This window comes from Maridesulfovibrio sp. FT414, assembly GCF_050916235.1.
Lineage (GTDB): Bacteria > Desulfobacterota > Desulfovibrionia > Desulfovibrionales > Desulfovibrionaceae > Maridesulfovibrio.
The window spans coordinates 3,671,960-3,696,183 of record NZ_CP104854.1 but is presented as its reverse complement, the minus strand read 5'-3'; the positions used below and the strand labels follow the sequence as shown (position 1 = coordinate 3,696,183).

The following is a 24,224-nucleotide window of genomic DNA, read 5'->3' as shown; positions in this document are numbered from 1 at the left end:
GGGCAGTATAAACTGAAATATGCAGCATGAACAAGCAGTAATGATCTGCAACATGGTCGCCGGACATTACAGACTCAACCCGCAAAACGAAAAGCCCCCGACGCTGTCAGGCATCAGGGGCAAGAAAGTCAAACGTGCGGAAAAATGTCCCTAAAGGACTTACGTAGATCTAAAGGCTGAAGGAATCTCCAAGATACAGGCGTCTGGCCTTGGTGTTCTTGACGATGCTCTCGGGCGATCCATTGAGAATGACGCGCCCTTCGTAGACAAGATAGGCGCGGTCACAGATGGACAGGGTTTCACGCACGTTATGGTCGGAAATAAGGATTCCCATGCCCATGTCCTTGAGGGATGAAATAATGTCCTGAATATCAATGACCGCGATGGGGTCGATCCCTGCGAAAGGTTCGTCCAGAAGGATGAAACGCGGGTTATTGATCATGGCCCGTGCGATCTCAAGACGGCGGCGCTCGCCACCGGAAAGGTACATGGCCTTCTGGTCCGCCAGCCGCAGGATATTCAGCTGGTCCAGCAGCTCATCAGCACGCTTGCCGACGGCCTTCCCGGAAATCCCGGTATGCTCAATGATTATCTCAAGGTTCTTGCGCACGGAAAGCTTCTTGAAAATGGAACTCTCCTGCGGCAGATAGCTCACCCCGAGCCTTGCACGCTCATGCAGAGGCAGTCGCGTGATGAGATTCCTGTTGTAGTAGACCTCTCCGGAGGTGGGTTTGACCACGCCGACAAGCATGTAGAACGTAGTGGTCTTACCGGCCCCGTTCGGACCGAGCAAACCGACCACCTCGCCTTCACGCACGGTCAGGTTGATGCCGCGCACAACTTCCTTGGGGCCATAGCACTTGACCAGATTCTTGGCGATAATTGAAGTCATAAAAATTCTGTATATTAACCCCGACCGGCCAAACAATGCCGATACCCGTTATGTGATGCGCTACGCGCTTTTGGCGATTCGATTTCGCCTCCGGCGGCCAAAGGAGCTAAGCCCCTTTGGAATCCCTGTCGGTTTCAGGTTTTAAATCACCAAAAACTGCATGGGAAACACTGATTTCAATGTAGCTAAAACAAATCTACCAATGCCTGCGGCGAAGCCTTATCAAAAGGTTTTGGGATTCTTAAACCCTTTTCGCAAAAGGGTTTAAGCCGCCGGAGGCATAAAAAGCACAATCAGCCGGATCAATTCCCCATATTCTTGGGAGTATAAAAAATCGCCTCAATGGGCTTATTGCCGCCCACGACTTCGGACCGGTTATCCTTCAGGTAGAACTTGATAACTTCGCCCTGCACAAGGTTCTGGCCATCCTGCAGTCTGGCATGTCCTTCCATGAGGATAATCGAATCAGCCACAATGTAGGTCAGCTTGTCGCAGTCTCCCTTGCGGTTGTTCATCACAACCTTCACGTTACCGGACGCGACAATTTCCTTGATCTTGTCCTGCGTATCGGCAAGGGAATCCCCTTCCGGCCTCAGGTGCGCGGTCAGGGTCTCCGAAGTCAGGGTCACGTCGAGCCGCACAACCTTCACATTACCTGAAAAGGTAATCTGGTTACGGTTCTCGCTGAAAGTCATCTTGGTGGAAGTAATCTTGATGGGCACTTCATCAGGACCGCCGGAAACCCTCTTCTTCCGGGGCTCTTCCTCATTCTTCTGTACAGGAGGTTCACCCTGCAGATAGGTTCCGAAAACATAACCTATGCGCTCCGGGTCCTTGCCTTCCGCCACCTTGAACACCGGGTACCACTTGCCTTCCTGCGCTCCTACGATAACGGCCTCGCCGACCTCAAGCTTATCTACAATAAGGGCCTTCGCATCTGGCTCAGAACGGATGTTGAGCACGGCAGTGGAATACATGGTGCGGGTGGCCAGAGGAGCGTCCAGCATTTCCTGCATGGCCTGCTCCATGGCATCCAGTTCGTTCTTGCGCTCTTCCTGCGCCGTCTCCTTCTGCTGTGCTTCAGCGGCAATTTCAGCCTTGCGGGCATCTATGCCGGCCATCTGGGCCTCTTCAAGATTCCGCGGATATGCGGCCAGAAACGGTCCCCAGGCATAGCCCCATACCGGGGTATCATTCTGCACAATGGTGTCGATGCGATAAAGTGCGTACATGCCACCCTTTTCCTTACCGACCTGTGCCCGGTGTCCGGGACTGAGCACGCCGACAGCTGCAGAAGTCGCCACCGGCTTTTCAATGACATTTATCTTGCGCACAGCGTAGCGGATACGGGCATCCTTGAGATCAATATCCACATCACCTTTCTTGACGTAACCGAGGGCATCCGCCTCGGACACAACCGGCTCATCACCCTTGAAAGCCGCATACCAGCCGTCCCTCAGAAATCCGACCTTGATGCGGTCGCCGGACTTGAAAACCCCGCCTGTGGAGGACTTCACGGTCCGCTCAAGGTGGTATTTGAGATCATTGCCTACGTAACGCACATCGCCCCAGTCCACCAGCGGACTGTCCGCAGCAGCAGGAACAAGCACTTTGCCGGAAACATAGCCTACAGGCTTGGCATCCTTATCAGCGGAAGCTGGAAAAACCGGATACCAGCCCGCTTCTGCCTGCCCCACGAGAAAACTCTCGGCCGGGGAAAGAACCCACACAACAGGGGCCTTGAGATTCGGCTCGGACCGGATATTGGTAATGGATCTGGCAATCTTCAGCTCCGCCTTGTCATAGGCATGAGCCGGAAGGCTGAAGGCAAAAGTGAACAGCAGCACCGCACAGAACAGTGCCGGGGAAAAAGCAGCTGAAACTCGGCTGCGCATGGACGGAATACGAAATATGCTTATCAAATGGATGCTCGCTTCTGCTGTTTTATCCCGTTATTCGGGCATAACCACCATGTTAGGTGATATCAGGGCTTCCATGCCGTCTTCAATCATTATTTCACGGGTGACAAGGTCAACCTTGATCTTATCGGAATGTATATAGGCCGTGGGGCTCTGCACCTTCACGTTGCCCTCAAGAAAAAGAAGATTGTCCTTGGGGATGAAATTGAGACGTTCGGCCTTGAGAGCCATGTCATTGTAATGACCTTCAACGTTGTCCCAGAGCCTCAGCCCTTCACCCTTCTGGCTGACCTCGCCGTGCAGTGCCTGAACGAAAACTTCCTTACGGTCCCGGCCCAGATAGTAGGTTACCCTCGGTTTGTCGGCTATGACCAGCCCTTTTTCCTGATCGTAGTCGGCGCTTCCGGCACGAAGAATCCACTCCACGTCACCGCCGGTTCCCTGAATAAGCTCGATCTCCTCCGCGGAGATGTCGGACTTGTTCTGATCTGCCAGAAGAGCCCGTTCCACAGTATGGCGGGCCATGTGCGGATACACTCCGTACTTCTTGCCCAGCATGGTCCCTGCCGCAAGGCCTGCGACAACGGCCAGAACGGAAAAAAGAATAAAGCCGATACGGCCCATCTATTCAGCCCACTCCCGCCAGATGGAAGCAAGCTTTCCCTGTGCATCAAGAATGAAGGAAATAGCCTCACGCACTGCGCCGTGACCGCCCTCCTTGGAAGAAATCCATCTGGAAATTCCGAATATTTCAGGCTGGGCATTTCTGACAGTCATGGGCAGCCCCACGCGGAGCATGACCGGCGCGTCAATCCAGTCGTCACCGAGATAAGCTACTTCCTCGTCAGTAAGCCCCTTTTCGCTGAGCAGCTTTTCATAAAAGGGAAGCTTTTCCTTATGCCCGGGATAATATTCGGTAATGCCCAGTTCGGAAATGCGCTTTTCCACGGCCCCGTGGTTGAGCCCGGTGATGACGGCAAGTTCCAGACCGGCCTGCTGGGCAAATTTGATGCCCAGACCGTCCTGCACGTTGAAGCGCTTCATCACATTTCCTTCATGGTCGTAATAAAGCCCGCCGTCGGTGAGAACACCGTCAACGTCAAGGATAAGCAGCCTGATCTTAGCCGCACGCACCTTAGCAGACATACTTGACGCTCCAACCGGCAAGCAGGTCGCGGATCAGATCTTCCGCCCGATCAAGCGGCCAGCTGTTTGGACCGTCGCACAGTGCGCAGTCCGGGTCGGGATGAACTTCCATGAAGACTCCGGAAACTCCGGCCGCAACCGCAGAACGGGAAAGCAAGGGTACGAAATGGCGCTGTCCGCCGGACTTTCCGTCCAGCCCGCCGGGAAGCTGCACCGAATGGGTCGCATCAAACACGACCGGGCAGCCGAGATCCTTCATGATGGCAATGCCGCGCATGTCGACCACAAGGTTGTTGTAACCGTAGGTGGAACCTCGCTCGGTAAGCCAGATGCGCTCGTTGCCTGCTTCACGCAGCTTGCCGACGACGTGGCGCATGTCGCTGGGCGCAAGGAACTGGCCTTTCTTCACATTGATGACCCGCCCGGTATTGGCAGCGGCCACCAGCAGATCGGTCTGGCGGCACAGAAATGCGGGTATCTGGATAACATCGACCACTTCCCCTACGGGAGCGGCCTGATCAGGAGTATGGATATCGGTCACTACGGGCAGTCCGGACGCATCCTTGACCCGCTGTAACCATTTGAGCCCTTCCTCCATGCCCGGACCGCGAAAGGAAGTTATGGAAGTGCGGTTGGCTTTGTCGAAAGAGCTCTTGAAAATTACCGTCACATTATGACGGGAGGCGATGTCAGCCAGAACATCTGCGGCGCGCAGGGCGACATCTATGGTTTCCAATGCACACGGACCGGCCATGATGAACGGCCCGTTCAGGCTTTTCTGATATAATTCATCGGGGGTCAAAGGAGTTCACCCTCCTGATATAAGTCCGGCCGGGAGCGCGCAGGGCTTCTCCCGGCCGGGCCGTAATTTGAATGATTGTGCTATTTATTCTTGCACGCGGCTTTAATGAACTCTCTGAACAGCGGATGTGCGTTCATGGGGGTGGACTTGAATTCCGGGTGGAACTGGCAGCCCAGGAACCAGGGATGATCGGGAACTTCCACCATTTCAACCAGAGTTTCATCAGGAGAAAGACCGCTCAGGACCAGACCGGCTTCAACCAGCTTGTCGGCGAACTTTTCCTTGTTGAACTCGTAGCGGTGACGGTGGCGTTCCTGAATCTCTACCTGACCGTATGCTTCCATTGCTTTGGTGCCTTCCACAACCTTGCAGGGATAGGAACCGAGGCGCATGGTTCCGCCCTTGTCGCTTTCCTCGCAACGGCACTCGGTCTTCTCGGTACGGTAGTCGAACCATTCCTTCATCAGGTAGATGACGTTGTTTCTGCCGGTGGGGTTGAATTCCTCGGAGTTTGCATCGGCCACACCCAGAACGTTACGGGCGAATTCGATTACGGCGCACTGCATGCCGAGACAGATTCCAAAGAAGGGAACCTTGTTCACACGGGCATACTCAATGGCTGCGATCTTGCCTTCAACACCACGGGTTCCGAAACCGCCGGGAACGAGCACGCCGTTGCAACCGGCCAGCTTTTCCTGAACGTTCTCACGGGTGACCTCTTCGGAGTTCACGTAACGCAGGTTGACCTTCACATCGTTGGCCACACCGCCGTGGATCAGAGCTTCATGCAGGGACTTGTACGCTTCCTTGAGGTCCACATACTTGCCGACGATGGCGATGGTGGTATCACCCTTGGGGTGCTTGAGTTTATAGTTAAGCTCTTTCCAGGGCTCCAGGTTGCAATTTTTAGCCGGAAGCTTGAGCAGTATAGCGATCTTCTGATCAAGTCCTTCCTGATAAAACTTGAGCGGTACTTCATAGATGTTCTTAACATCAACGGCAGTGAAAACCGCGTCACGGTCAACGTCACAGAAAAGTGCGATCTTGCGCTTGATGTCTTCATCCAGCTCAACTTCACTGCGGCAGAGAATGATGTCGGGGTGAATACCGATGCCGCGCAGTTCCTTTACGGAGTGCTGGGTGGGCTTGGTCTTAACTTCACCGGCAGCAGCAAGGTAGGGAACGAGGGTCAGGTGGATATAAAGTACGTTTTCGCTTCCCAGTTCGGAACGCAGCTGGCGGATGGCTTCAAGAAAGGGCAGGCCTTCGATGTCACCAACGGTTCCGCCGATTTCGATGAGAGCCACGTCCTCGTCCTTTGCTACGCCGAGTACGGCATTCTTGATCTCGTCGGTGATGTGCGGAATAACCTGCACGGTACCGCCGAGATAGTCACCGCGGCGTTCCTTGGTGATTACGGTGTGGTAGATGCGCCCGGAAGTGAAGTTGTTGTTCTGGCTCAGCGGAACGTTCAGGTAGCGCTCATAGTGGCCGAGGTCGAGGTCGGTTTCCGCACCGTCATCGGTAACGTAGACTTCCCCGTGCTGGAAAGGGTTCATGGTTCCGGGGTCAACATTAATATAGGGGTCAAGCTTCTGGATGGTTGCGGTAAGACCTCTGGCTTTCAGCAACGCGCCGATGGATGCGGCGGCAAGACCTTTACCCAGTGAGGACAAAACGCCCCCGGTGATGAATATGAATTTGGTTTTCATGAATGCTCCCGTCCCGTGGCGGACAATTTATTTTAAAATCTCGCTGTTACATAAAACAAAATGTACAGCGAATAAAGTCGCTATCAGGAGAAAAAACACAAAAAAGGACCACACCCGCAGACAATCCATGATTCAGGCGTATCCGACGTTAAAAAAATGTGTTAGCGGTACGTCCTGAGGAATATAGACTGTTGACGGGAGGCTGACCCGCAATTATGTTCCTCTCTTCTAAACACGGACTAGATAGTCTCTGAATATTTCGATTGTCAACATCTGGAGGATAAAAATATATGGCCCGAGTTAAAGTTTTGGTCATCACCGGTTACGGAACCAACTGCGAACAGGAATCCGCTCACGCCGCCCGCAAGGCCGGCGCGGACGAAGTGGACATCACCTACTTTTCCGACCTCGCAGCAGGAAAAAAGACCCTTGAGGGATACAACTACCTGATCTTCCCCGGCGGGTTCCTTGACGGAGACGACCTCGGTGCCGCACAGGCAGCCGCGCTCCGCTGGAAACATGCACACACCGCCGACGGCACCCCGCTTGTGGACCAGATCAAAAAATTCTTCGAGGACGGCGGCGTCATCCTCGGCATCTGCAACGGATTCCAGCTGCTGGTCAAGCTCGGCCTGCTGCCCGCTGTAGGCGGTGAATACTTCACCCGTCAGGTATCGCTGAGCTACAACGATTCCGCCAAGTACGAGGACCGCTGGGTACACCTCAAGGCCAACCCCGATTCCCCCTGTGTTTTCACCAGGGAAATTGATACCCTTAACGTACCTGTCCGCCACGGCGAAGGTAAAATCATCCCCGCTGATGACGCCATGATGGACAAGATTATCGAAAACAACCTGCACGCGCTGCAATACATTGATCCCGAAACCGGCGAAGTCACCATGGAATACCCCGCCAACCCCAACGGTTCTCCGCTGGGCATAGCAGGGCTGACCGATCCCACCGGACGCATCCTCGGACTCATGCCGCACCCCGAAGCATACAACCACCCCACCAACCACCCCAAGTGGACCCGTGGAAATATCCCCACCCTTGGGCTGGCTCTGCTCGAAGGCGGCGTAAAGTACATTAAATCTTTGTAGAAGATGCCTCCGGCGGCCAAAGAACCTTTTGCAAAAGGGTTCTCTGGACTCTCCCAAAACCTTTTGTTGGGGCTCCGCCGCTTCGTAAGGCACAACTTCATTAGATCATCAGATGGGGGAGAGTTTTCTGACTCTCCCCTTTTTTATAATTCAGCTCTCGTTAGTTCAAATATTTCACAATGATTACACTCAGTCTTTTTTACAAAATAAAACAGCAAGTTGAATCAGAAGCGGCAAGACATATAACAATGACGATTTACCATGTACCGTGGCGAAGCCTTAATAAAAGGTTTTGGGATTCTTAAACCCTTTTGCAAAAGGGTTTAAGCCCCCGGAGGGCCGCCGGAGGCAACTCAAATAATCAAAAAGCGCATAGCGCATCAAAACCAGCCTCGCAGAGCCGCCGGAGGCTCCCAAAAGGCAGCAAAAAATGACCAGCATAATTACCAGAGGAACCCCACCGGCAGACCCGCCCGCAGGCCAGACATGGCGATCCATGATGGACGTCGCCATCCGTGAATCATTCAAGGCCCGCAGGAACGGAGAAGTCCCCATCGGTGCGGCCCTGTTCTCCGCAGACGGTCAACTGCTCGCAACCGGCAGCAACACCCCGCTCACAGCCAGCGACCCCACCGGCCATGCGGAAATCAACTGCATCCGCGCGGCCTGCGAAAAAGCGGAAAATTACCGACTTCCGCGCGGTTCCATACTCGTTGTCACGCTGGAGCCCTGCATCATGTGCCTTGGCGCGATCATTCATTCCAGAGTGGACGGTATAGTCTTCGGCGCACCGGACCCAAAGGCAGGGGCAGTCGTTTCAAACATGGAAGGCACGGAACTCCCCTTTGCCAACCACAAATTCTGGGTACTTGGCGGGGTCAGCGAACAGGAATGCAGGGATATCCTGCAGAGTTTCTTTCTTCAGAAAAGGAAATAAGGGAAAGCAATTTGCAGGTTGAATGGGTCTGGATTGCTGGGAAAATGCATTTTTAATGGACCATAGAAAAGGCCGGAACACGCGCACCTCTTGATGCTCTTTGTTCCAGCCTTTATCCGCTAAATAGATCGGGTACGGTCCTGAGCTTCCTGTGCAGAAGCTTCGGGATTCGCGCACCAGATTCCGATTACAGCAAAAGCTATTCGTCCTCGTCCTTGGTTCCCTTCTTGGACTTCTTATCCTTCTTGGGCTTCTTGTCCTTCTTACCCTTGCTATCCTTATCGTCCTTACTCTTCTTCTCTTTTTTATCCTTTTTATCTTTCTTATCCTTTTCGGAATCCTCGGCCTTGTCATCCTTTTTGGACTTCTTGCGCTCTTCCCTTGCCTCGTCCTTTTCCTTCTTCTTGCCTGCGCGTTCTTCTGCCGCCTTATCCTTACGTTCGGATTTTTCTTCCTTGGTGCGTTTCTTACGCTCCTCGCGCTCTTCCGTCTTTTCTTCCTTGCTGCGCTTGCGTTCCTCTTCATCAAGCCCGTTTTCATTCTTTTCCGTTTCATCGGCAAAGACAAAGCCGCCTGCCATGGTAACTCCGGTTGCAGCCGTCAGCACGGCCATACTTTTAAGCATTGTGCGCCTGGTAAATTTCTTCTTCATCTCAATTCTCCTCTCCATGGATATAATGTCCTGAACTTCAGCCTGATCCAACCCTACTACAGTACTGAATCAGGCGGAATTAATAATTAAACATATTTCACAACAGCGGACCGGACTTGCAACTTCATCAGATCCAGCTTCCATGAACTGCTTCAGAATGAGCCGCGCCGCCGTACATACAATGCACAAAAAACAACGCTGCGATTCGAGCTCGACCAGCCCCTACTCGTTGGAATCCGTATCGAAAATTCCGATCTGGTTTCCGAGCCGAACCTTTACGGCCCCGGACTTGTACTTGCCCGGCTCAAAGATAAGGATAACCAGCGACCCTCCATACAGGAAATGCCCGAGCTCATCCCCGCGCCTGACCTGCACTGGCCCCTGCGCAGTCAGGAAGCGGTCCTCGAACACAACCGACCCCACGGTACTGAGTCCCACCGGAACCACACCCACAAGGCCGTATTTACCGGTATTAATGATAAAGTATCCGCGCTGGTAGCTCTCAAAGGCTCCGAAGCTGGCCCCGTGGTAGCCCACATTGCCGGTCGGCGGCACAAATTTCGGGAAGTCCTGCATACCCAGCAGGGCTCCATCCAGCAGGCGCGTTTCAATGACCTTTCCGGAAACCGGTGAATGGTAATGATGGTAGGTGTTCGGCATCAGGATGCAGGACATGGCCGTTCCGCCGACAAACCTGCGCCAGTATTTGGATTCACCAAGCAGTTGGCGGATATTCAGCTTCTGAGTTCCCTTTGTAGGAATCGTATCGGACTCATCAACCAGCTGTGCCGGTATGGTGTTGACAATTGCATCGGTCGGCGCAGAAATCACATAATCCCGCTCGGGCATGGTCTGGGGCCGGACCTTGTTTATGTTCTTGAATGTACGGGCAAAAAATTCGTTATAGGATTTGAATCCGCCGTCTGCGGCATGCGGGTCCGGGAGAGCATATTCTTCTCGTTCAATTCTTGGGTCACTCAGCCATTTGGGGACAAATTTTGTGGAGTCCTTGCTGTTAAGAAAATTTCCGCGCTCCCAGGCAAAACGGTCAAACACCTCAAGTCCGGGGGAAGTTTGGAAGGCCGCCTGTGCAAACGGATTTTTGTACGCAAACAGATCCATCTGCTCTATGAACTTAAGCCCGTTATCGTGACTGCCCTTTGCCTCAGGCAGAAATGTGCACCATTCAACAAAGAACGGAACAAGATCGGCAAAGGATTTTCCTATCCACGGATTCCCGCCTTCACGGTATCCGGCCGGAGTCTGCCGCATATTCTTGAATGACTCATCTATGAGCATTTTGAAGACCTTGTTCGAACGGTACGCTTCAACCATGCCGGAAATGGAACCTTTGCAAGGACAGTCGTCCGGCACTGAGAGATCCTCTTCGGCAAGTGAGACCAGCGGAACCGTCAGGAATGAAAGCAGAACAACCAACAAAAGCAATAACCGATTAAAGAATTTCACAATATCCTCCTGAATCTGAAATTTATTCCGAGTAGCGTTATAAACCAGACAGATGCCTGACATGATAGCACAACGATTGCGCGCCGCACAGTGGATTGTTATACTGCCACACCTGATGCTGCGTATTCAGGAAACGTATTTACCTTAACATGTTATTTCACCTTGCTAATCGTCTGGATAACGTATATAAAATCTTCCTCGCAAGGCCGGACATGCCGGAACCGGGCCTTCATTAAAATGCGGAGAGGTAGCGAAGTCCGGCCGTAACGCGCTCGACTCGAAATCGAGTTACGGGTTCATAGCCCGTACGTGGGTTCGAATCCCACTCTCTCCGCCACTAAACAACTCAAGGGCTTAGGATACAATCCTAAGCCCTTTTTCATTGGCTTGAAACTGCCGACAGGTGATTTCATAGGTGATTGGTTTCTAAAGCACCTTTCCTCTTTTTCTTTTCCCGATCATCAGAATGTGTGTTTTATGTGCGTTTGGTTTCAAAAACGCCACTCCCCTTTTCTTTTCCAAAAGCAACTATACGTGAAAATATACGTGATTTTCTTTCAAAAAAAATCAGCCGATTGAAACGTACTTTTGGTCAGCCGGAGTACGTATATTGTTTTTACTTAAGGCATCACATATGCTTATTTTTAGGGCTGGGACAAACAGGTTTTATAGCATCGTATACCCACGTAGCCGGCAATAGAAAAGCAGGCTGCTGCAAAATTAAACAACGCTTAAAGAAGCTGACTATGATGTGAGCCGAGAATATAGATGTCAGGTTTCAAATTTATTTTGTTAGCTATCCTGTGCTTTTTTCTGTGTCCCCAACCCGCCGCCGCTTTAGGGCTGGGTCCTGTAGGGCTTGTGGAAAACAGTCTGATGGACACCCCTACAAAATTTGGAAAAGAGCCGCATATTACAATAGATTCCACTTATACACTACCGGCGTCTTTTCGCAGTGCATCGGGCGAGGTAAGTGTTGTTCGCAACTCTGTCAGGGTCGGCTATTCCATTTTTGAGTTATCCTACGGGCTGTCCCATTTCATATGGGAAAACGAGGGGGATATTTCACGGCAGATCAGCGGAGGAAAGAGTTCCAACCCTCCTTTTGAAAATCTGCAGGATCTCACCCTGCAGGCACAACTGGTTAACGGAAGATTCAACGAGGACTGGATATACTGGCTGGATTGCACCGCCACCTCCGCATTTGAAAAAGATTTTCCCGGAGCTTTGGGTCTGGGTCTGCAGGGAGGGCTTGCTTACGATTTGTGGAAAGGATCGATTCTGGGCAGCGGAGTCAAAGCAGTTGCCGTCAGCCCTATTAATGATGAACTTTTCGGCGATATCGAAGTGGGATTGGTTCTGTCCGTGTCGAATGAAACCTTTACCGAAATCCTCAAGATGATCGGGGTGGATATGGGCGACGACAAAAATAAAACCATCGGAATGACCATGGCCATGACCGGCTCAAATAAAATCTATGAAACTGAAGGCTATGTAAAAGAGACCCAATCAAAGTTCGGCCTGTATCTGGATTATACACCAAACGAACATTGGACCTTTTCAATCGGTCCTGAATACGTCTATGAACGAAACTACACTTTTTACAACAGCAACGGGCGCAAGCTATCGTCCCAGAATCTGGGTAGCGCGTTTGGGGGGCTTGCCAAATTTGTCTGGCGGTTTTAATTGGACATTCGCGAAGATACTGTTAGCGCATAATAACCAGACAAAAAAATTGAAGCTGAGTGCCTCCTGACAGAATCAGCCCCGCAATCAAGAAGTCACTCCTATCCCAACAGGGAATCATTTTCTTTGATGACCGCGGGTTAATCACTGCTGCCCATACCGGCACCTAGTCGCAATTCTTCAACCCCGCAATTCTTCAATAGTAAACTTCCAGGAACACACCCACTCTTCCGGATGCTCATCAGGCGGACACCCGATACACTCGCCCTTGAATCTGTTTCATTAGCCTATACAGCTTCAAGTCTAAGGATAGATGCTACAGCAATCCATAAGCAGTAATTGGCTGCCATTTGGATTATTAATTCAGCCAGATCATTAGAAGGGATTGCTTTTTGCGAGATTTTAAATATAAAAATATTAAAATTAATCAAACATTAATTTATTTCTTATTCTTATAGTTATAAATCAAACAAATTTAAAATAAGATAATAATTTTATTATCTCACACACAAATACAACTTCCATAAATCAAGAGGCAATAAAATGGATTATTCAATTCGTCCAATTTCAAGTGAAGATCGCAAAGCAATAATGGATATCTTCAATTATTACATTGAGAATTCATATGCGGCATATCCAGAAAATAGTCTGCCATACCAAGCATTTGATATGCTGCTAAAAATGGCAGAGGGCTTTCCTCATGGAACGATAGAAGATCAAAATGGAAAAATTTGGGGATTTGGAATGTTACGCACACATAATCCCATGCCCGTATTCTCTCAAACGGCAGAAGTTACATATTTTATTCATCCAGATTGTACAGGTAAAGGATTAGGTTATAATCTGCTTTGTTTCCTCGAAAAAGGGGCAGTGGAAAAAGGTATCAAGAATATCTTGGCCAATATCTCTTCGCTGAACGTGAAAAGCATAGATTTTCATAAAAAGAATGGATTTGTAGAATGCGGACGTTTCAGAAACGTGGCTAAAAAAAAGGGACAAATTTTCGATACGGTATGGATGCAAAAGGAACTCTAACCGAATGGATTCCGGATTTCGGTTACTAAAAATCAAGGGCTTAGGAAATCAATCCTAAGCCCTTTTGCATTATCCCAAAATCCCTTTACGTAAAAGGATACGTGATCGAGTTCACCGCCCCCCTATTCTTCAATAGTAAATCTCCAGGAACACACCCACTCTTCCGGATGCTCGTCAGGCGGACACCCGATACACTCGCACTTGAACCTTGAGTCTATTTCATTTGAAAACCCGACGTATTCGGTAATTCCGCCGGACTTGCAGGGATAGTCCGCCAGCCCTTTTCGCTTGCGGGCAGTCTGGACGCGACAGTCTGTCATGCGAAAAACGATTGAATTTTCGGTTTCATCCGTAAATTCCCACCGGTTGAGATGTGCATACATCCTCACCCCAAGAGCAGCCTTCAAAGCCGGAATCCCGCCGTTATCAGGCAATCCGAGAATGTCCTTGGCCCGGCGGGCCTCCAGCGGCGAAAATCTGGACCAGCAGGTATCATTGACCCGTTTGGCTGTGACCATATCCGCCTGTTTCTCAATGGCCTGAAACCATACCCCGTCTGCCGCCAGCCATGCTGAACGCAAGGCCATACCCAGCTTATCCAACGTCTCCTGATCAGTTCCCGCCAGAATTTCCTGAGGAGTAACCCCAAGGGCACGCGCGAGCTTGCCGGATAGAATCCCGAAAAACCTGTCCCCTGCTTCCTTTTCAGCATCCAGAGCAGCTTCAAGTCCGAGTTGATGCACGCTTTCCGCCATCCATAGTCCGTAATGAGCTGCCAACTGGCGAATTACTTCGGTAAGATCTTCGAGTGTGGTTGGTTCTGAGGGTTTCATTATTTCTCCGCAACGACTAGAGTGTTATTGATATAACATTATTGCAGCACATTCCTTTCAGACATGCAACACCGGGACGGAAAAAGAAGGTACATCGTAAAGAAAAAGACCGCCATGCATCTGCACAGCGGCCTTCATTTCAGCCTGTCATCTCTGTAGTTGAGTCGGTCTGTTCTGCGGCTTTTCAATCTTCAGATATTTATACATACTGCCTGCACTGTTTTGTGCGGAGCCATGCCTTTCAACACATGGCAGGGTATAGCACCTGCATTTTGGACACATTGTTTCGTGTATCAGCCTTTCCCATCTTCCCGACCAACCGCAATTAATGCACTTATGTACCATTATTCCTCCATGTGCATGTGGAAAGACCCCGACATGCTGCCGGGGTCGGAACAAACAATACAGAACTACAGTTTTCGCTTATAAAGAGCTTTCAATGGCAACCTTTTTAGAACGGCTCTCCACTGACGGCGTTCTAGGAATTGTTATGCACAGAACTCCCTTGTTCAACTTGGCACTGATCTTTTCCTTATCAGCATCCTTCGGGACATTCAGAATCCTGCGAAACGAGCCGTAAGACCTTTCAACCCGGTAGTAACCTTTCTCTTCGGTCTTCTCCTCGTGCTTCTTCTCAGCGGAAAGAATGAGTATGTCATCCTTCACCTCCACTGAGAGGTCCTTTTCATCAATGCCCGGCAGATCAGCCTTGATGACGTACTCCTTGTCCGATCCATAGATGTCCACCTTCGGCTTCATGGTAATCTTATCAAGCCTGGGGTCAGCCATGTCGAACATGCGTTGCGGCATCGTCAGTCCGAAACCGGAAAACACTGATTCAAACATACGGTCTACTTCGGCATGGAACTGGTCAAGCGGAGAAGCATTGGGGCCTGCTTCCCGTTCCGTCTGCTTAACCGGAAGGGTCCTTTCCTGTTCACTTTCCCTTTTGAACCAGTTCCAGGGATTCAGCTTGGAAACGGTCATAGCGTCCTCCTTGAAAGAATAAGGTTAATGTTTCTACTATATTTTTAAAACAGGACAAAAAGCAGTCAAGATCATGATTTCATTTTTTTTGATTTGCAGCCTGCACCGCCGAGCCCCCCCGTCTTCGAGAACTTTCCCCTACATCGGACGCAACTATTCCATGAGTGCAACACCCTTATATCGCACTTGATTTCAAGCAGAACAGACTACCCGGATTAAAAATTGAATCCGAGTTCCAATCCTATGGACAAGGTCTCGTTATCAATTCCTGCACCGTTGCTCATAGACGAAGTTTCACCTGTGACCGTGCTCCTTTCCTTAACATTACCGACCTGGCGATAATACTTCTGATAATCAACTGAAATTGTGGAAAAAATATTCTGAGTAAAGGAGTAGCAGCCCGAGATCCCCGCTCCGAGATATTTGATATTGGAAAAGGAGTCGTTAAAGACTAAACGTCTGCTGTAGTGATAATCCTCGTCATCAGCCCATGCATAGATAGTTCCCTTAACATATGTTTTTAATTTGAAATCACCGAAATCAGAATCCGTCTGTATTCCTACGTAAGGGCAATAAAACCACTGCTCGTAACCGATACCGGTTTCATTTTCGGGGAAATTTCCTATGCTGTTGCGCCATCCACTAATGCTGTACACGTACGATCCGCCGGAATCTTCCCATTTCCAGTTATCAAATTTAAAACCGACAAGCCCTGAAAGGGCCAGATAATCCCATTCAAAAATTTTTATTTCAAAATTAGTGTCAACACTTATGGCTTTCTCAACTGTTATCCTGCTGTGCGACCAGTCCGACCACCGTGGATCAGAGGTAAGCCAGTCGTAATCGTCCATGTAGCCGTCATCACCACCGGTCAGATTCATCCAGAAACCGCCGTTGAATGACAACCAGTCTGTAAAATCAAACGACCCTTTGACCCCGGCCATAACGACGTTATCAATATCCCATTGCAGTTCGCTTACCTTCCGCCCCTTGCCCTCTTCATAAACAAGTTCACGCGCCTCTCCATTCACAACTCCGACCTGAACACTGAGGCTGGCAGGAATGGTCGAGTTAAGAGCAACATCCTTGTTTCTGAATGAATCAGCATGAAAAGCATGGGCAGTACCTGCAAAAAGCAGCAAAACCAGACACAGCGTAACATATTTAACAACACGTGACACGAACATAACCCCCGCAATTTACTTTCGCAAATAAGTTCCCTCAAACAATTCCGATATTACAAACAGCACATCATTATTTCACTGCAAACAAGCAATCAGCATCATATCCACAAATTACAGGACACGGGTAATCAGTTAAAATCAACAATTGTGAAATGCAGTAAAAACACAGCTCGTGCAATTCTGCAGGCAATTTACTGGTTAATAAATGAATCTCATCGAGAGATGCAACAATTGTTTTCAATCGCAAGTAGATTTAAACCGGTTGCCATACAATCTGCACGGAAAAAACCTAATTCCGGCCTTGCCTGCCATCTGCTCACACCCCCTCTTCTATGCCGAAAGTCAAATCCCCCTGCCCGTTGACATTCATCATCACCTGATACACATCTGCCAAGAGCTGAAGGCCCAATATCCGACTAAATTTTCAGGAGAACAACATGATACTGGACAGCATGGACAACTATTCAAAATACGACTTCGGCCCCGCATGGGAAACCGCATTCAGCTTTCTGCGCGGGCTGGAAACATCCGCGGCTCTGGGAAGGCACGCCATAGACGGTGATACGGTCTTTGCGGAAGTGAATGAATACAACACTAAAGAGCACGAAAAAGGAATTTACGAGGCGCACCGTAAGTACGTGGACATCCAGTTCCTGCTATCCGGACGGGAAATCATCGGCTGGGCCGACCTGCCCGCGCTGGAAATCGAGACCGCCTATATCCCCGAACGCGATGTCGAGTTCCTGAAGCCGCTCCCGGAATTGCCGAATCAGGGCATTCTCACACCAGGAAATTTCATGGTATTTTTCCCGCTGGATGGTCATATGCCGGGCCTGAGGTGCGCGGAAGAACCGGAAGCAGTGAAAAAAGTTGTCGTCAAGATAGCCCTCGCCACGCTTGAGCCTCACCTTGAACGGCACAGTAAATAACTTTCGCCTCCAATATAAGTTGCTCCGGTGGACCTCCGGGGCTGATTTCGATGAGCTTTGCGCTTTTGACGCTCTGATTTCGCCGCCGACGGCCAAAGGAGCAAGCCCCTTTGGAATCCCTATTGGTTTAACAGGCCGTTCCAGACTAAAACAGCACGCACCGGCAATCCCTGCTCTTTCCCGAAGACCTGCACAATTTTCATCCCACCATTGCCACAACTCCCGATTAGGCATAGAATAAAAAGACCGGAAATATCACCCAACCCTAAGCATCTGCCATGGGAACCTGGAAAACAAGGATACCGCCCAAGGAGGAGTCCATGAACAAATGTATCGCCGTCTTTTTAATGATCACGATGCTCGCCGTCCTGCCCCTGACCGGCTGCGGCACAATCTACAAGGCCGCCATGGACGAAAGGAGCGTGGGCCAGCAGACCGCCGACGCCACAATCTCCGGGACAATCATGAAACGCTATCTGGATGACGATGAAGTGTCCGTGATGGGCATTGAGCCGTACACCTTCATGGGGCAGGTCTTTCTTGTTGGCGAGTATGAGACCGCAGCGCAGAAATCAAAGGCCATAGCCATCGCCGAGAGCGTGGAAGGAGTAAAGGGGGTAACAACCTACCTGCTGCCCAAGAAGGAAGACCCGACCTGTGAAACATCAGACAATCTCGGCATCCTTGCCTCGGTGAAAAAGGAGCTCATAGCTGACGGCGACATCTGGTCCACCAACGTGGAAGTTAAGGTGGTCCAGTGTCAGGTGGTGCTGCTCGGCCTTGTGGGCTCACAGACTCAGGTGGACAAGTCCATTGCCCACGCCAAGGCAGTCGAGGATGTTCGCGGAGTCAAGTCCTACCTGCGGGTAAGCAACAAGCCCTGAGCTTATGGACACCCAACCTGTACAAATCGGCCGGGAATTTCCCGGCCTTTTCTGTTTGTACATTGATTTGCCTTCGGCGACCCTGCGGGGCTGATTTAGATGCGCTTCGCGCTTTTGGCGATTTGATTTCGCCGCCGGCGGCCAAAGGGTCCGCGACCCTTTGGAATCCCTATCGGTTTTAAGGTGCTGGTTCATGTAAAATTGCTATCAACAGAGCTTGCCCCGCCTTCGACAATTTCCATATTTCAGTGTTCTTTCCTTCGGTATAAGCCCCTGTTTACCCTGTTGACATCTGTTCCGTAATCGGGCAGTGCTTGTTTATATCGTAATAACAAGGAGTCTTGATGTTCACCAAGTTGTTGGAGCTTGTAAGCGAAGTTGCCGAAATAAAGGGCAATCAGCAGGCTTAAACCGCTTTTCCGGCCGCACATCCATGCGGTTCAGATACAAGGCCGCCCGGCCTGTTTGATCTGCGTTTCGTCCTGAAACCGGTCTTTAGTTGCGCCCTTTCATTTCCGCAACACATTCACCATCACGGCATAGAGCTGCGTCCTGCGACTTTCCGTCACAGGACGTCATAAATTGACTGCGTTCGGAGAGATTCCGGACCGAAACATGGTGAAATGAAATGACCGAAAACACAAAATCTCAGACAATCATATCCAGTTCCCCTGAAAAGCTCAGCCTTCTCGGCTGGAACGAATCATTTGAATCAACTGCGGCAGCAGCAGACCTTAATGGTCGCATAGCCCGCGTCATCAGCGTGCAGCGAAACCTTTTTCTGGTAGGAGACGGACAGGAAGAGTGGCTCTGCGCCCCTTCCGGCAGGGTGCTCAAATCAAATAACGGCGACTATCCCGTCACCGGGGACTGGGTCTGCGCCAACGAAACGGTCGTGACCGCAGTGCTGCCCCGCAGTAACATACTTTCGCGGGCGGAAGCAGGTTCGCGCTACAGCCGGAACGGATCAATCACACGCGAACAGCCCATTGCCGCAAATATCGACACGGTTCTCATCGTCTGCGGACTGGACCGCGACTTCAACCTGAGGCGTCTGGAACGCTACCTGACGCTGGTCTATAACTGCGGGCTCAATCCGGTCATAGTACTTACCAAGGCGGACCTGCACGACGACCCTGAACAGTACGTGATGGAAGTCGAAAGCATCGCCTTCGGAGTGCCGGTAATCCTCAGCTCCATGCAGGACGAAAGAGGCCGCTCCGAGCTGGAATGCTATCTTGGACAAGGCATGACTGCTGCCATGATAGGTTCGTCCGGCGCGGGTAAATCCACCCTTGCCAACATGCTGTACGGGAATGACATTCAGGCCACCCGGACAGTAAGCTCCAGCGTGGGCAAAGGACGGCATACCACCACAACGCGTGAGCTGATCCGCATGCCGCAGGGCGGCCTGCTGATGGATAACCCCGGTATCCGCGAAATAGCCTTCCACGAAGACGGTCACGGCATCGAAAACAGCTTCGCCGACATACAGGAACTGGCGGAAAACTGCCGATTTGCAGACTGCTCACACGGCCACGAACCGGGCTGCGCTGTCCTGCAGGCCGTGGAAAGCGGTGAACTGGCCCCGGAAAGACTGGAAAGCTACCGCAAAATGAAGCGCGAGCTGGACTACCTTTCCATGCGGCGCAACAAATCCGCCGACCGGGTCGAAAAGGAACGCTGGAAAGATATAACCATGTTGATCAGGAACATGAAAAAATGATGAGTTAAGCCAATCAGGCCGCCAGAAGCGTTAAAGGCTTCTGGCGGCTTGGCTCGGAAGTAAGGCAGCTTTCAGGCATGCCGAAAGTTAAATCTGTCCCAAAATCCGGGCTGGACATTCCATTTAGCTGACGCATTGACACTTCATATAAGCGGACAAAACTCATGGACAATGGGTGAACCAGGACGTCTGCATAAGGCAGACCTTAGGCGCTCTACCTTGACGACAGACAAAACATGTACTATTTTTTGTACAACAAGGAGAAATTTCATGCCTGAAGCAATTACGTACAGCGAAGCGCGCAAGAATCTGGCTTCAACAATGGACAGCGTATGCGATTCCCATGAACCGGTAATAATTACCAGACGCAAGGCTGAATCGGTGGTCATTATGTCCCTTGCAGACTATAACAGCATTGCGGAAACTGCCTACCTGCTGAAAAGCCCGGCTAATGCCATACGTCTGCGCGAAAGCATTCTTGCTGCAGACGCTGCCAATACTGAGCAACACGAATTGGCGGAAGATTGATGCCCCTGCTGACTTGGACGCCGCAGGCTTGGGAAGATTATCTTTACTGGCAGAAAACCGACAAAAAGATGGTCAACCGCATTAATCTGCTTATCAAGGAAGCCTTGCGCACTCCATTCGAAGGTAAAGGCAAGCCTGAACCGCTCAGGTTTGATCTTGCCGGATACTGGTCGCGACGTATCGACCATGAGCACAGGCTGGTATACAAATTTAAAGATAATCCCGAGGCTCTTGTCATCGTACAGTGCAGATATCACGATTGAAAGCTGAGTGGACCAATAGGTATTCCAAAGGCCCGTCAGCACTTGGGCGAGAAGTTTCGCTTCGAGCTTTATGGATGTTAAGAGTAAAGACATCGCCGGGGGCATACCCCAGTCGTGGAAAATAATAAAAGGCGCAATCCTCACGGACCGCGCCTTTCTTCTTTGAAACATAACGACAAATTCAGCCGGAAATCTTATCCCAGTGCCATGGCGACGCGTTCCCCCATCTTGATGGAGGTCTCGTAACCGGAAATGGTATTGCGGAGGATATCCTCATCCACCCGGACCCTGCCTTTCTCGAAAAGCATTACCACGGTTGAGCCGCCGAACTTGAACCAGCCCTTCTGCTGACCTTTGCCGACCACAACGTCCGGGGTATAGGTCTGGACGATGGAACCGACCATGGTGGCCCCCACTTCACAAAGCAGGATGTCCCCGGCATTTTCGGTGCGAAGTTCGCAGTATTCGCGCTTGTTTTCCCAGTAGACACTGAGCATATCCTTCACTGCGTGCGGGGAAACGGAATAATAATCACCGTTGATCAGCCTTGAACGGGTGACCCGCCCTTCCGCAGGGAAATGGAACCGGTGGTAATCGACCGGAGCCAGACGGATAATCATCATCGTTCCGCCCTCGTACTTGCTGCTCAGGACCTTGTCCTGCAGAAACCTATCCAGCGAGAATTCCTGCCCCTTGGCAAAAAACGTATCCAGCCCCCTGAATCCCTCAAAGGCCATAACCTTGCCGTCTGCCGGGGAAACAACGGCCTCCCGGTTCAGGTCGACCGTACGTGCCCCCGGAACGAGTTCGCGGATGAAAAAGTCGTTGAAGGACTTGAAGTCATTCAACGGACGAAGCACTTCATCCATTTTCATGTTCAGGCACTTTATGAAACCTTCGATCATTTTACTTGAATCATGGGTATCCATATACCAGCCGTACCACGCCGAAAGAAACTTGCGCCGGACCACCCAGTCCAGAGCAAGCTTACCAACCGGATTATGGTAAAGCCAGTCAAGCCACTTCTCTCCGGGAACCTTCTCGGTGAGCACATTCCCGGTCTTTCTATCTATGTATTGTATGTTATTCATCATATTTTCCTGTTGAAGTTTCTGACTTGTCGCGGTTTTAACCTTGCTAACCAATCTGGTCAACCACCTGTTCAACCCGAAACAGGCCAAAACAGGCAACAAGAACAGCCGAACGGGATAGACTTAATCAATCAAGTACCGTAGAGTGAAAAGTGACAATATATAATCAGTATCATCGAGGTGCATGTGGATTCAAAAAAGCCTACCTACGAAGAGCTGGAAGCCAGAGTCGCCGAGCTGGAAAAGCAGAACGCCTGCCTGGCAAACGACAGCACTGCCCGCCCCCTTCTTGATGCTGCAACGGAATCCGTGTTCCTCATGGACCGGGACGGAATATTCATCACAGTCAATAAGACTGCAGCGGCCCGCATGGGGACCACTGTTGAAGAAATGACCGGAAAGTCTTTCAGGGAGTTCATTTCGCCGGAGCTGGCCAGCGACCGGGAAGAGTTCTACAGGAAGGCGATAGAGGGTAAACAGCGTGTTCGTTTTAAAGACAGTCGGGACGGCCGGATTTTCGACCACAATATAGCCCCCATCGTAAATAATGACGGCGATGTTCACAGGTTAGCCGTATTCGCTAGCGACATAACCAGCATCGTTGAATATGAGAACGAGCTGCTGGATAACAGGCATTACCTGAACATCCTGTTCAATTCGACACTCAGCGGAGTTTTCGTTGTTGACGCGGAAACTCGCAGGATTGTCGATGTGAATGCCCCGGCCCTTAATATGATCGGACGCAGGAAAGAAGATGTTGTGGATCAGGTCTGCCACGAATTCGTCTGCCCTGCCGAGCGCGGCAAATGCCCCATTGCGGACCTCGGCCACGTTGTGGACAGATCCGAGCGGAAACTGCTCACCTCCGGCAGCGGGGAAAGGACCATCCTAAAGACCGTGAAAACACTGATCCTCCGGGGCAAGGAATATTACATTGAAAGTTTCATCGACATAAACGACCTCAAAGAGGCGGAAAAATCCCGCGAGACTCTCATCGAAGAACTCTCCGAAGCACTGGAAAAAGTAAAGCTGCTCAGCGGCTTGATGCCCATCTGCTCCAAATGCAAGAAAATACGCGATGACAGGGGATACTGGAACAACCTTGAGGCGTTCATTGAAAAACATTCCGAGGCTTCATTCAGCCACGGCCTGTGCCCGCACTGCGCCGAAGAGCTGTACGGAGATCAGGAATGGTATATCAAGGGAAGGCAGAGAAGATCAAAAAAGAGTTGAACCGGTTAAGAGTATACATGTCAAAAAAAGAGGCACGACCTGCAACAGACCGTGCCTTTCTGACTTTTCCGCAGAGAAAAAACTAATTCGGCAGATTCTGTCCCTTGCGCCCTTTTTCAGGAGCAGGGTCAGCAATGAGGCCGTAGGTCAGGCGTCCCTCGTGATCTTCAGGGAGATGCTCGGTTACGGGCATACCGTCTTCGGTCACGAACAGCATGCAATGACAGTACTTGTACTGCTTCATGTCGGAACAGGGACAGAGCCACTCACGCTCATCCACCGCCTGCTGCTTGTCGGGATAGAAACGACAGGGACACAGCGGGCGCTTGAGCTGATCCATATGCATGGCAAGACCGGTGGTAACGGCATCGGACACATCCGCCATGGGATGAAGCTGCAGTCCGGTGCGGGCACAATTTTTCTTTACGTAGTTGTTTATGAGAGCCGCGCTCTTTTCAGTAGGCTGAGACAATGCTTTCACCTTCGATATTAATAGGTTACCCATTCATGCAGCAAAACCATAAAAAGCAGTTTCGCAGCGTCAAGCAGCGGATACTTAACATTCATTGCATCCGATTGAAAGGGATAAAAGCAGCGGCTGGAATTTCCGGGCACCACTCCGCATGAACAATTTATAATCCTGCCATCTCGACACATTCCCTGCCATAAGCTATAAATGATGGCGACAATTCGATAATCCCTTATTCAAACCATACGGAGATACCATGGGAATCCTCGACGCCCTGATGGGCAATGCAAGTGAAGTCGACGTCAATGATGTACAGGAAGAACTGAACCCCATACTCGGAGACAACGAGCGTGTGGAACGGGCCTTCAAACTCATCCGCGATATGTTCGTGTTTACCAACGGACGGCTTATCCTCATCGACAAGCAGGGACTGACCGGTAAAAAGGTCGAGTACATGTCCATCCTTTACAAATCAGTAACCTCTTTTTCCGTGGAAACCGCAGGGCATTTCGACCTCGATTCGGAACTGACCATCTGGATTTCCGGCAGACATGAGCCCATCAAAAAGGAACTCAAGAAAGGAACCGACGTTGTGGGCATCCAAAAGCTGCTGGCCAACAAGATACTGAAATAAGCGGAACAAATGTATACCTGCAAAAAAGCCTGCCTCTCCGGCAGGCTTTTTTTATATCCATAAAACTTGATTCTCAGGGAGTCCGCACCTACACTGCCCACTCACCAATGACCAT

At 50.7% G+C, this 24,224-nt stretch carries 24 protein-coding genes, 1 tRNA gene and 1 pseudogene; 12 read left to right on the top strand and 14 right to left on the bottom strand.

The window, feature by feature from the left end; genetic code table 11:
- Nucleotides 1–169 precede the first annotated feature (169 nt).
- The 6 genes from lptB to N7E73_RS16390 all read right to left on the bottom strand — a co-directional run bounded on the left by lptB (nucleotide 170) and on the right by N7E73_RS16390 (nucleotide 6,471).
- Complete coding sequence (gene lptB, locus N7E73_RS16415) at nucleotides 170–892, bottom strand: LPS export ABC transporter ATP-binding protein (RefSeq protein WP_432736004.1); 723 nt, start codon at nucleotides 890–892, stop codon at nucleotides 170–172.
- A 302-nt stretch (nucleotides 893–1,194) separates the two neighbouring features.
- Nucleotides 1,195–2,814, bottom strand: a complete 1,620-nt coding sequence (locus N7E73_RS16410) for an LptA/OstA family protein (RefSeq protein ID WP_432736003.1) — start codon at nucleotides 2,812–2,814, stop codon at nucleotides 1,195–1,197.
- A 30-nt stretch (nucleotides 2,815–2,844) separates the two neighbouring features.
- Nucleotides 2,845–3,435 carry an LPS export ABC transporter periplasmic protein LptC gene (lptC, locus tag N7E73_RS16405; RefSeq protein ID WP_432736002.1) on the bottom strand — a complete coding sequence of 197 codons (591 nt, stop codon included), beginning with the start codon at nucleotides 3,433–3,435 and terminating at the stop codon, nucleotides 2,845–2,847.
- A complete protein-coding gene (locus tag N7E73_RS16400) occupies nucleotides 3,436–3,957 on the bottom strand; it encodes a KdsC family phosphatase (protein WP_432736000.1) in 522 nt (173 codons plus the stop codon). It lies immediately after the preceding gene.
- On the bottom strand, nucleotides 3,947–4,711 hold the full coding sequence (gene kdsA, locus N7E73_RS16395) for a 3-deoxy-8-phosphooctulonate synthase (protein ID WP_432738882.1): 765 nt from the start codon (nucleotides 4,709–4,711) through the stop codon (nucleotides 3,947–3,949). Before kdsA ends, N7E73_RS16400 begins: the two co-directional genes overlap by 11 nt.
- A 128-nt stretch (nucleotides 4,712–4,839) precedes the next feature.
- A complete protein-coding gene (locus tag N7E73_RS16390) occupies nucleotides 4,840–6,471 on the bottom strand; it encodes a CTP synthase (protein WP_432735999.1) in 1,632 nt (543 codons plus the stop codon).
- A 290-nt stretch (nucleotides 6,472–6,761) separates the two neighbouring features.
- Here N7E73_RS16390 and N7E73_RS16385 point away from each other — a divergent pair, with 290 nt between their 5' ends.
- Nucleotides 6,762–7,571 (top strand): phosphoribosylformylglycinamidine synthase subunit PurQ, encoded by an 810-nt coding sequence (locus N7E73_RS16385; RefSeq protein ID WP_432735998.1) that lies wholly within the window; start codon nucleotides 6,762–6,764, stop codon nucleotides 7,569–7,571.
- A 430-nt stretch (nucleotides 7,572–8,001) separates the two neighbouring features.
- Nucleotides 8,002–8,508: a nucleoside deaminase gene (locus N7E73_RS16380; RefSeq protein ID WP_432735996.1), complete on the top strand. Its 507-nt coding sequence runs from the start codon at nucleotides 8,002–8,004 to the stop codon at nucleotides 8,506–8,508.
- 199 nt (nucleotides 8,509–8,707) lie between these two features.
- Here the strand turns inward: N7E73_RS16380 and N7E73_RS16375 are convergent, their stop codons facing one another.
- Nucleotides 8,708–9,160, bottom strand: a complete 453-nt coding sequence (locus tag N7E73_RS16375) for a hypothetical protein (protein WP_432735995.1) — start codon at nucleotides 9,158–9,160, stop codon at nucleotides 8,708–8,710.
- Between the two features lie 222 nt (nucleotides 9,161–9,382).
- On the bottom strand, nucleotides 9,383–10,627 hold the full coding sequence (locus tag N7E73_RS16370; protein ID WP_432735994.1) for a phosphatidylserine decarboxylase: 1,245 nt from the start codon (nucleotides 10,625–10,627) through the stop codon (nucleotides 9,383–9,385).
- A 241-nt stretch (nucleotides 10,628–10,868) separates the two neighbouring features.
- On the opposite strand from N7E73_RS16370, the gene N7E73_RS16365 reads away from it, so the two are divergent.
- Nucleotides 10,869–10,964 (top strand) — tRNA-Ser (locus N7E73_RS16365).
- 539 nt (nucleotides 10,965–11,503) lie between these two features.
- Nucleotides 11,504–12,313 carry a hypothetical protein gene (locus N7E73_RS16360; RefSeq protein WP_432735993.1) on the top strand — a complete coding sequence of 270 codons (810 nt, stop codon included), beginning with the start codon at nucleotides 11,504–11,506 and terminating at the stop codon, nucleotides 12,311–12,313.
- Between the two features lie 180 nt (nucleotides 12,314–12,493).
- Here N7E73_RS16360 and N7E73_RS16355 read toward each other — a convergent pair.
- Nucleotides 12,494–12,577 (bottom strand): annotated as a pseudogene (locus N7E73_RS16355) (DUF6125 family protein); the annotation flags it as partial.
- A gap of 279 nt (nucleotides 12,578–12,856) precedes the next feature.
- Here N7E73_RS16355 and N7E73_RS16350 point away from each other — a divergent pair.
- On the top strand, nucleotides 12,857–13,348 hold the full coding sequence (locus N7E73_RS16350; RefSeq protein ID WP_432735992.1) for a GNAT family N-acetyltransferase: 492 nt from the start codon (nucleotides 12,857–12,859) through the stop codon (nucleotides 13,346–13,348).
- Between the two features lie 122 nt (nucleotides 13,349–13,470).
- Here the strand turns inward: N7E73_RS16350 and N7E73_RS16345 are convergent, their stop codons facing one another.
- The 3 genes from N7E73_RS16345 to N7E73_RS16335 form a co-directional block, all read right to left on the bottom strand.
- Nucleotides 13,471–14,181: a DUF6125 family protein gene (locus N7E73_RS16345; protein ID WP_432735991.1), complete on the bottom strand. Its 711-nt coding sequence runs from the start codon at nucleotides 14,179–14,181 to the stop codon at nucleotides 13,471–13,473.
- Between the two features lie 423 nt (nucleotides 14,182–14,604).
- On the bottom strand, nucleotides 14,605–15,168 hold the full coding sequence (locus tag N7E73_RS16340) for an Hsp20/alpha crystallin family protein (protein ID WP_432735990.1): 564 nt from the start codon (nucleotides 15,166–15,168) through the stop codon (nucleotides 14,605–14,607).
- Nucleotides 15,169–15,383: 215 nt separating this feature from the next.
- Entirely contained in the window at nucleotides 15,384–16,349 is a 966-nt protein-coding gene (locus N7E73_RS16335) for an omptin family outer membrane protease (RefSeq protein ID WP_432735988.1), read from the bottom strand.
- A 440-nt stretch (nucleotides 16,350–16,789) separates the two neighbouring features.
- Between N7E73_RS16335 and N7E73_RS16330 the strand changes: the two genes are divergently transcribed.
- From N7E73_RS16330 to N7E73_RS16310, 5 genes are all read left to right on the top strand, one after another.
- Complete coding sequence (locus tag N7E73_RS16330) at nucleotides 16,790–17,281, top strand: YhcH/YjgK/YiaL family protein (protein WP_432735987.1); 492 nt, start codon at nucleotides 16,790–16,792, stop codon at nucleotides 17,279–17,281.
- Between the two features lie 320 nt (nucleotides 17,282–17,601).
- Nucleotides 17,602–18,165, top strand: coding sequence for a BON domain-containing protein (locus tag N7E73_RS16325; protein ID WP_432735986.1), 564 nt, complete (start codon nucleotides 17,602–17,604; stop codon nucleotides 18,163–18,165).
- 628 nt (nucleotides 18,166–18,793) lie between these two features.
- The gene (gene rsgA, locus N7E73_RS16320) at nucleotides 18,794–19,891 is read left to right on the top strand and encodes a ribosome small subunit-dependent GTPase A (protein ID WP_432735985.1); all 1,098 of its coding nucleotides are present in this window, start codon (nucleotides 18,794–18,796) and stop codon (nucleotides 19,889–19,891) included.
- A 270-nt stretch (nucleotides 19,892–20,161) separates the two neighbouring features.
- Nucleotides 20,162–20,419, top strand: coding sequence for a type II toxin-antitoxin system Phd/YefM family antitoxin (locus N7E73_RS16315; RefSeq protein WP_432735984.1), 258 nt, complete (start codon nucleotides 20,162–20,164; stop codon nucleotides 20,417–20,419).
- Nucleotides 20,419–20,682, top strand: coding sequence for a Txe/YoeB family addiction module toxin (locus tag N7E73_RS16310; RefSeq protein ID WP_432735983.1), 264 nt, complete (start codon nucleotides 20,419–20,421; stop codon nucleotides 20,680–20,682). The genes N7E73_RS16315 and N7E73_RS16310 overlap by 1 nt, the downstream gene beginning before the upstream one ends.
- Nucleotides 20,683–20,876: 194 nt before the next feature.
- Here the strand turns inward: N7E73_RS16310 and N7E73_RS16305 are convergent, their stop codons facing one another.
- Complete coding sequence (locus N7E73_RS16305; RefSeq protein WP_432735982.1) at nucleotides 20,877–21,773, bottom strand: phosphatidylserine decarboxylase; 897 nt, start codon at nucleotides 21,771–21,773, stop codon at nucleotides 20,877–20,879.
- A 186-nt stretch (nucleotides 21,774–21,959) separates the two neighbouring features.
- On the opposite strand from N7E73_RS16305, the gene N7E73_RS16300 reads away from it, so the two are divergent.
- Nucleotides 21,960–23,006: a PAS domain-containing protein gene (locus N7E73_RS16300; RefSeq protein ID WP_432735981.1), complete on the top strand. Its 1,047-nt coding sequence runs from the start codon at nucleotides 21,960–21,962 to the stop codon at nucleotides 23,004–23,006.
- Between the two features lie 82 nt (nucleotides 23,007–23,088).
- On the opposite strand, the gene N7E73_RS16295 is transcribed toward N7E73_RS16300, so the two are convergent.
- The gene (locus tag N7E73_RS16295; RefSeq protein ID WP_432738881.1) at nucleotides 23,089–23,487 is read right to left on the bottom strand and encodes a ferredoxin-thioredoxin reductase catalytic domain-containing protein; all 399 of its coding nucleotides are present in this window, start codon (nucleotides 23,485–23,487) and stop codon (nucleotides 23,089–23,091) included.
- A 244-nt stretch (nucleotides 23,488–23,731) separates the two neighbouring features.
- Between N7E73_RS16295 and N7E73_RS16290 the strand changes: the two genes are divergently transcribed.
- Nucleotides 23,732–24,109: a PH domain-containing protein gene (locus tag N7E73_RS16290; protein ID WP_432735980.1), complete on the top strand. Its 378-nt coding sequence runs from the start codon at nucleotides 23,732–23,734 to the stop codon at nucleotides 24,107–24,109.
- Nucleotides 24,110–24,224: the final 115 nt, after the last annotated feature.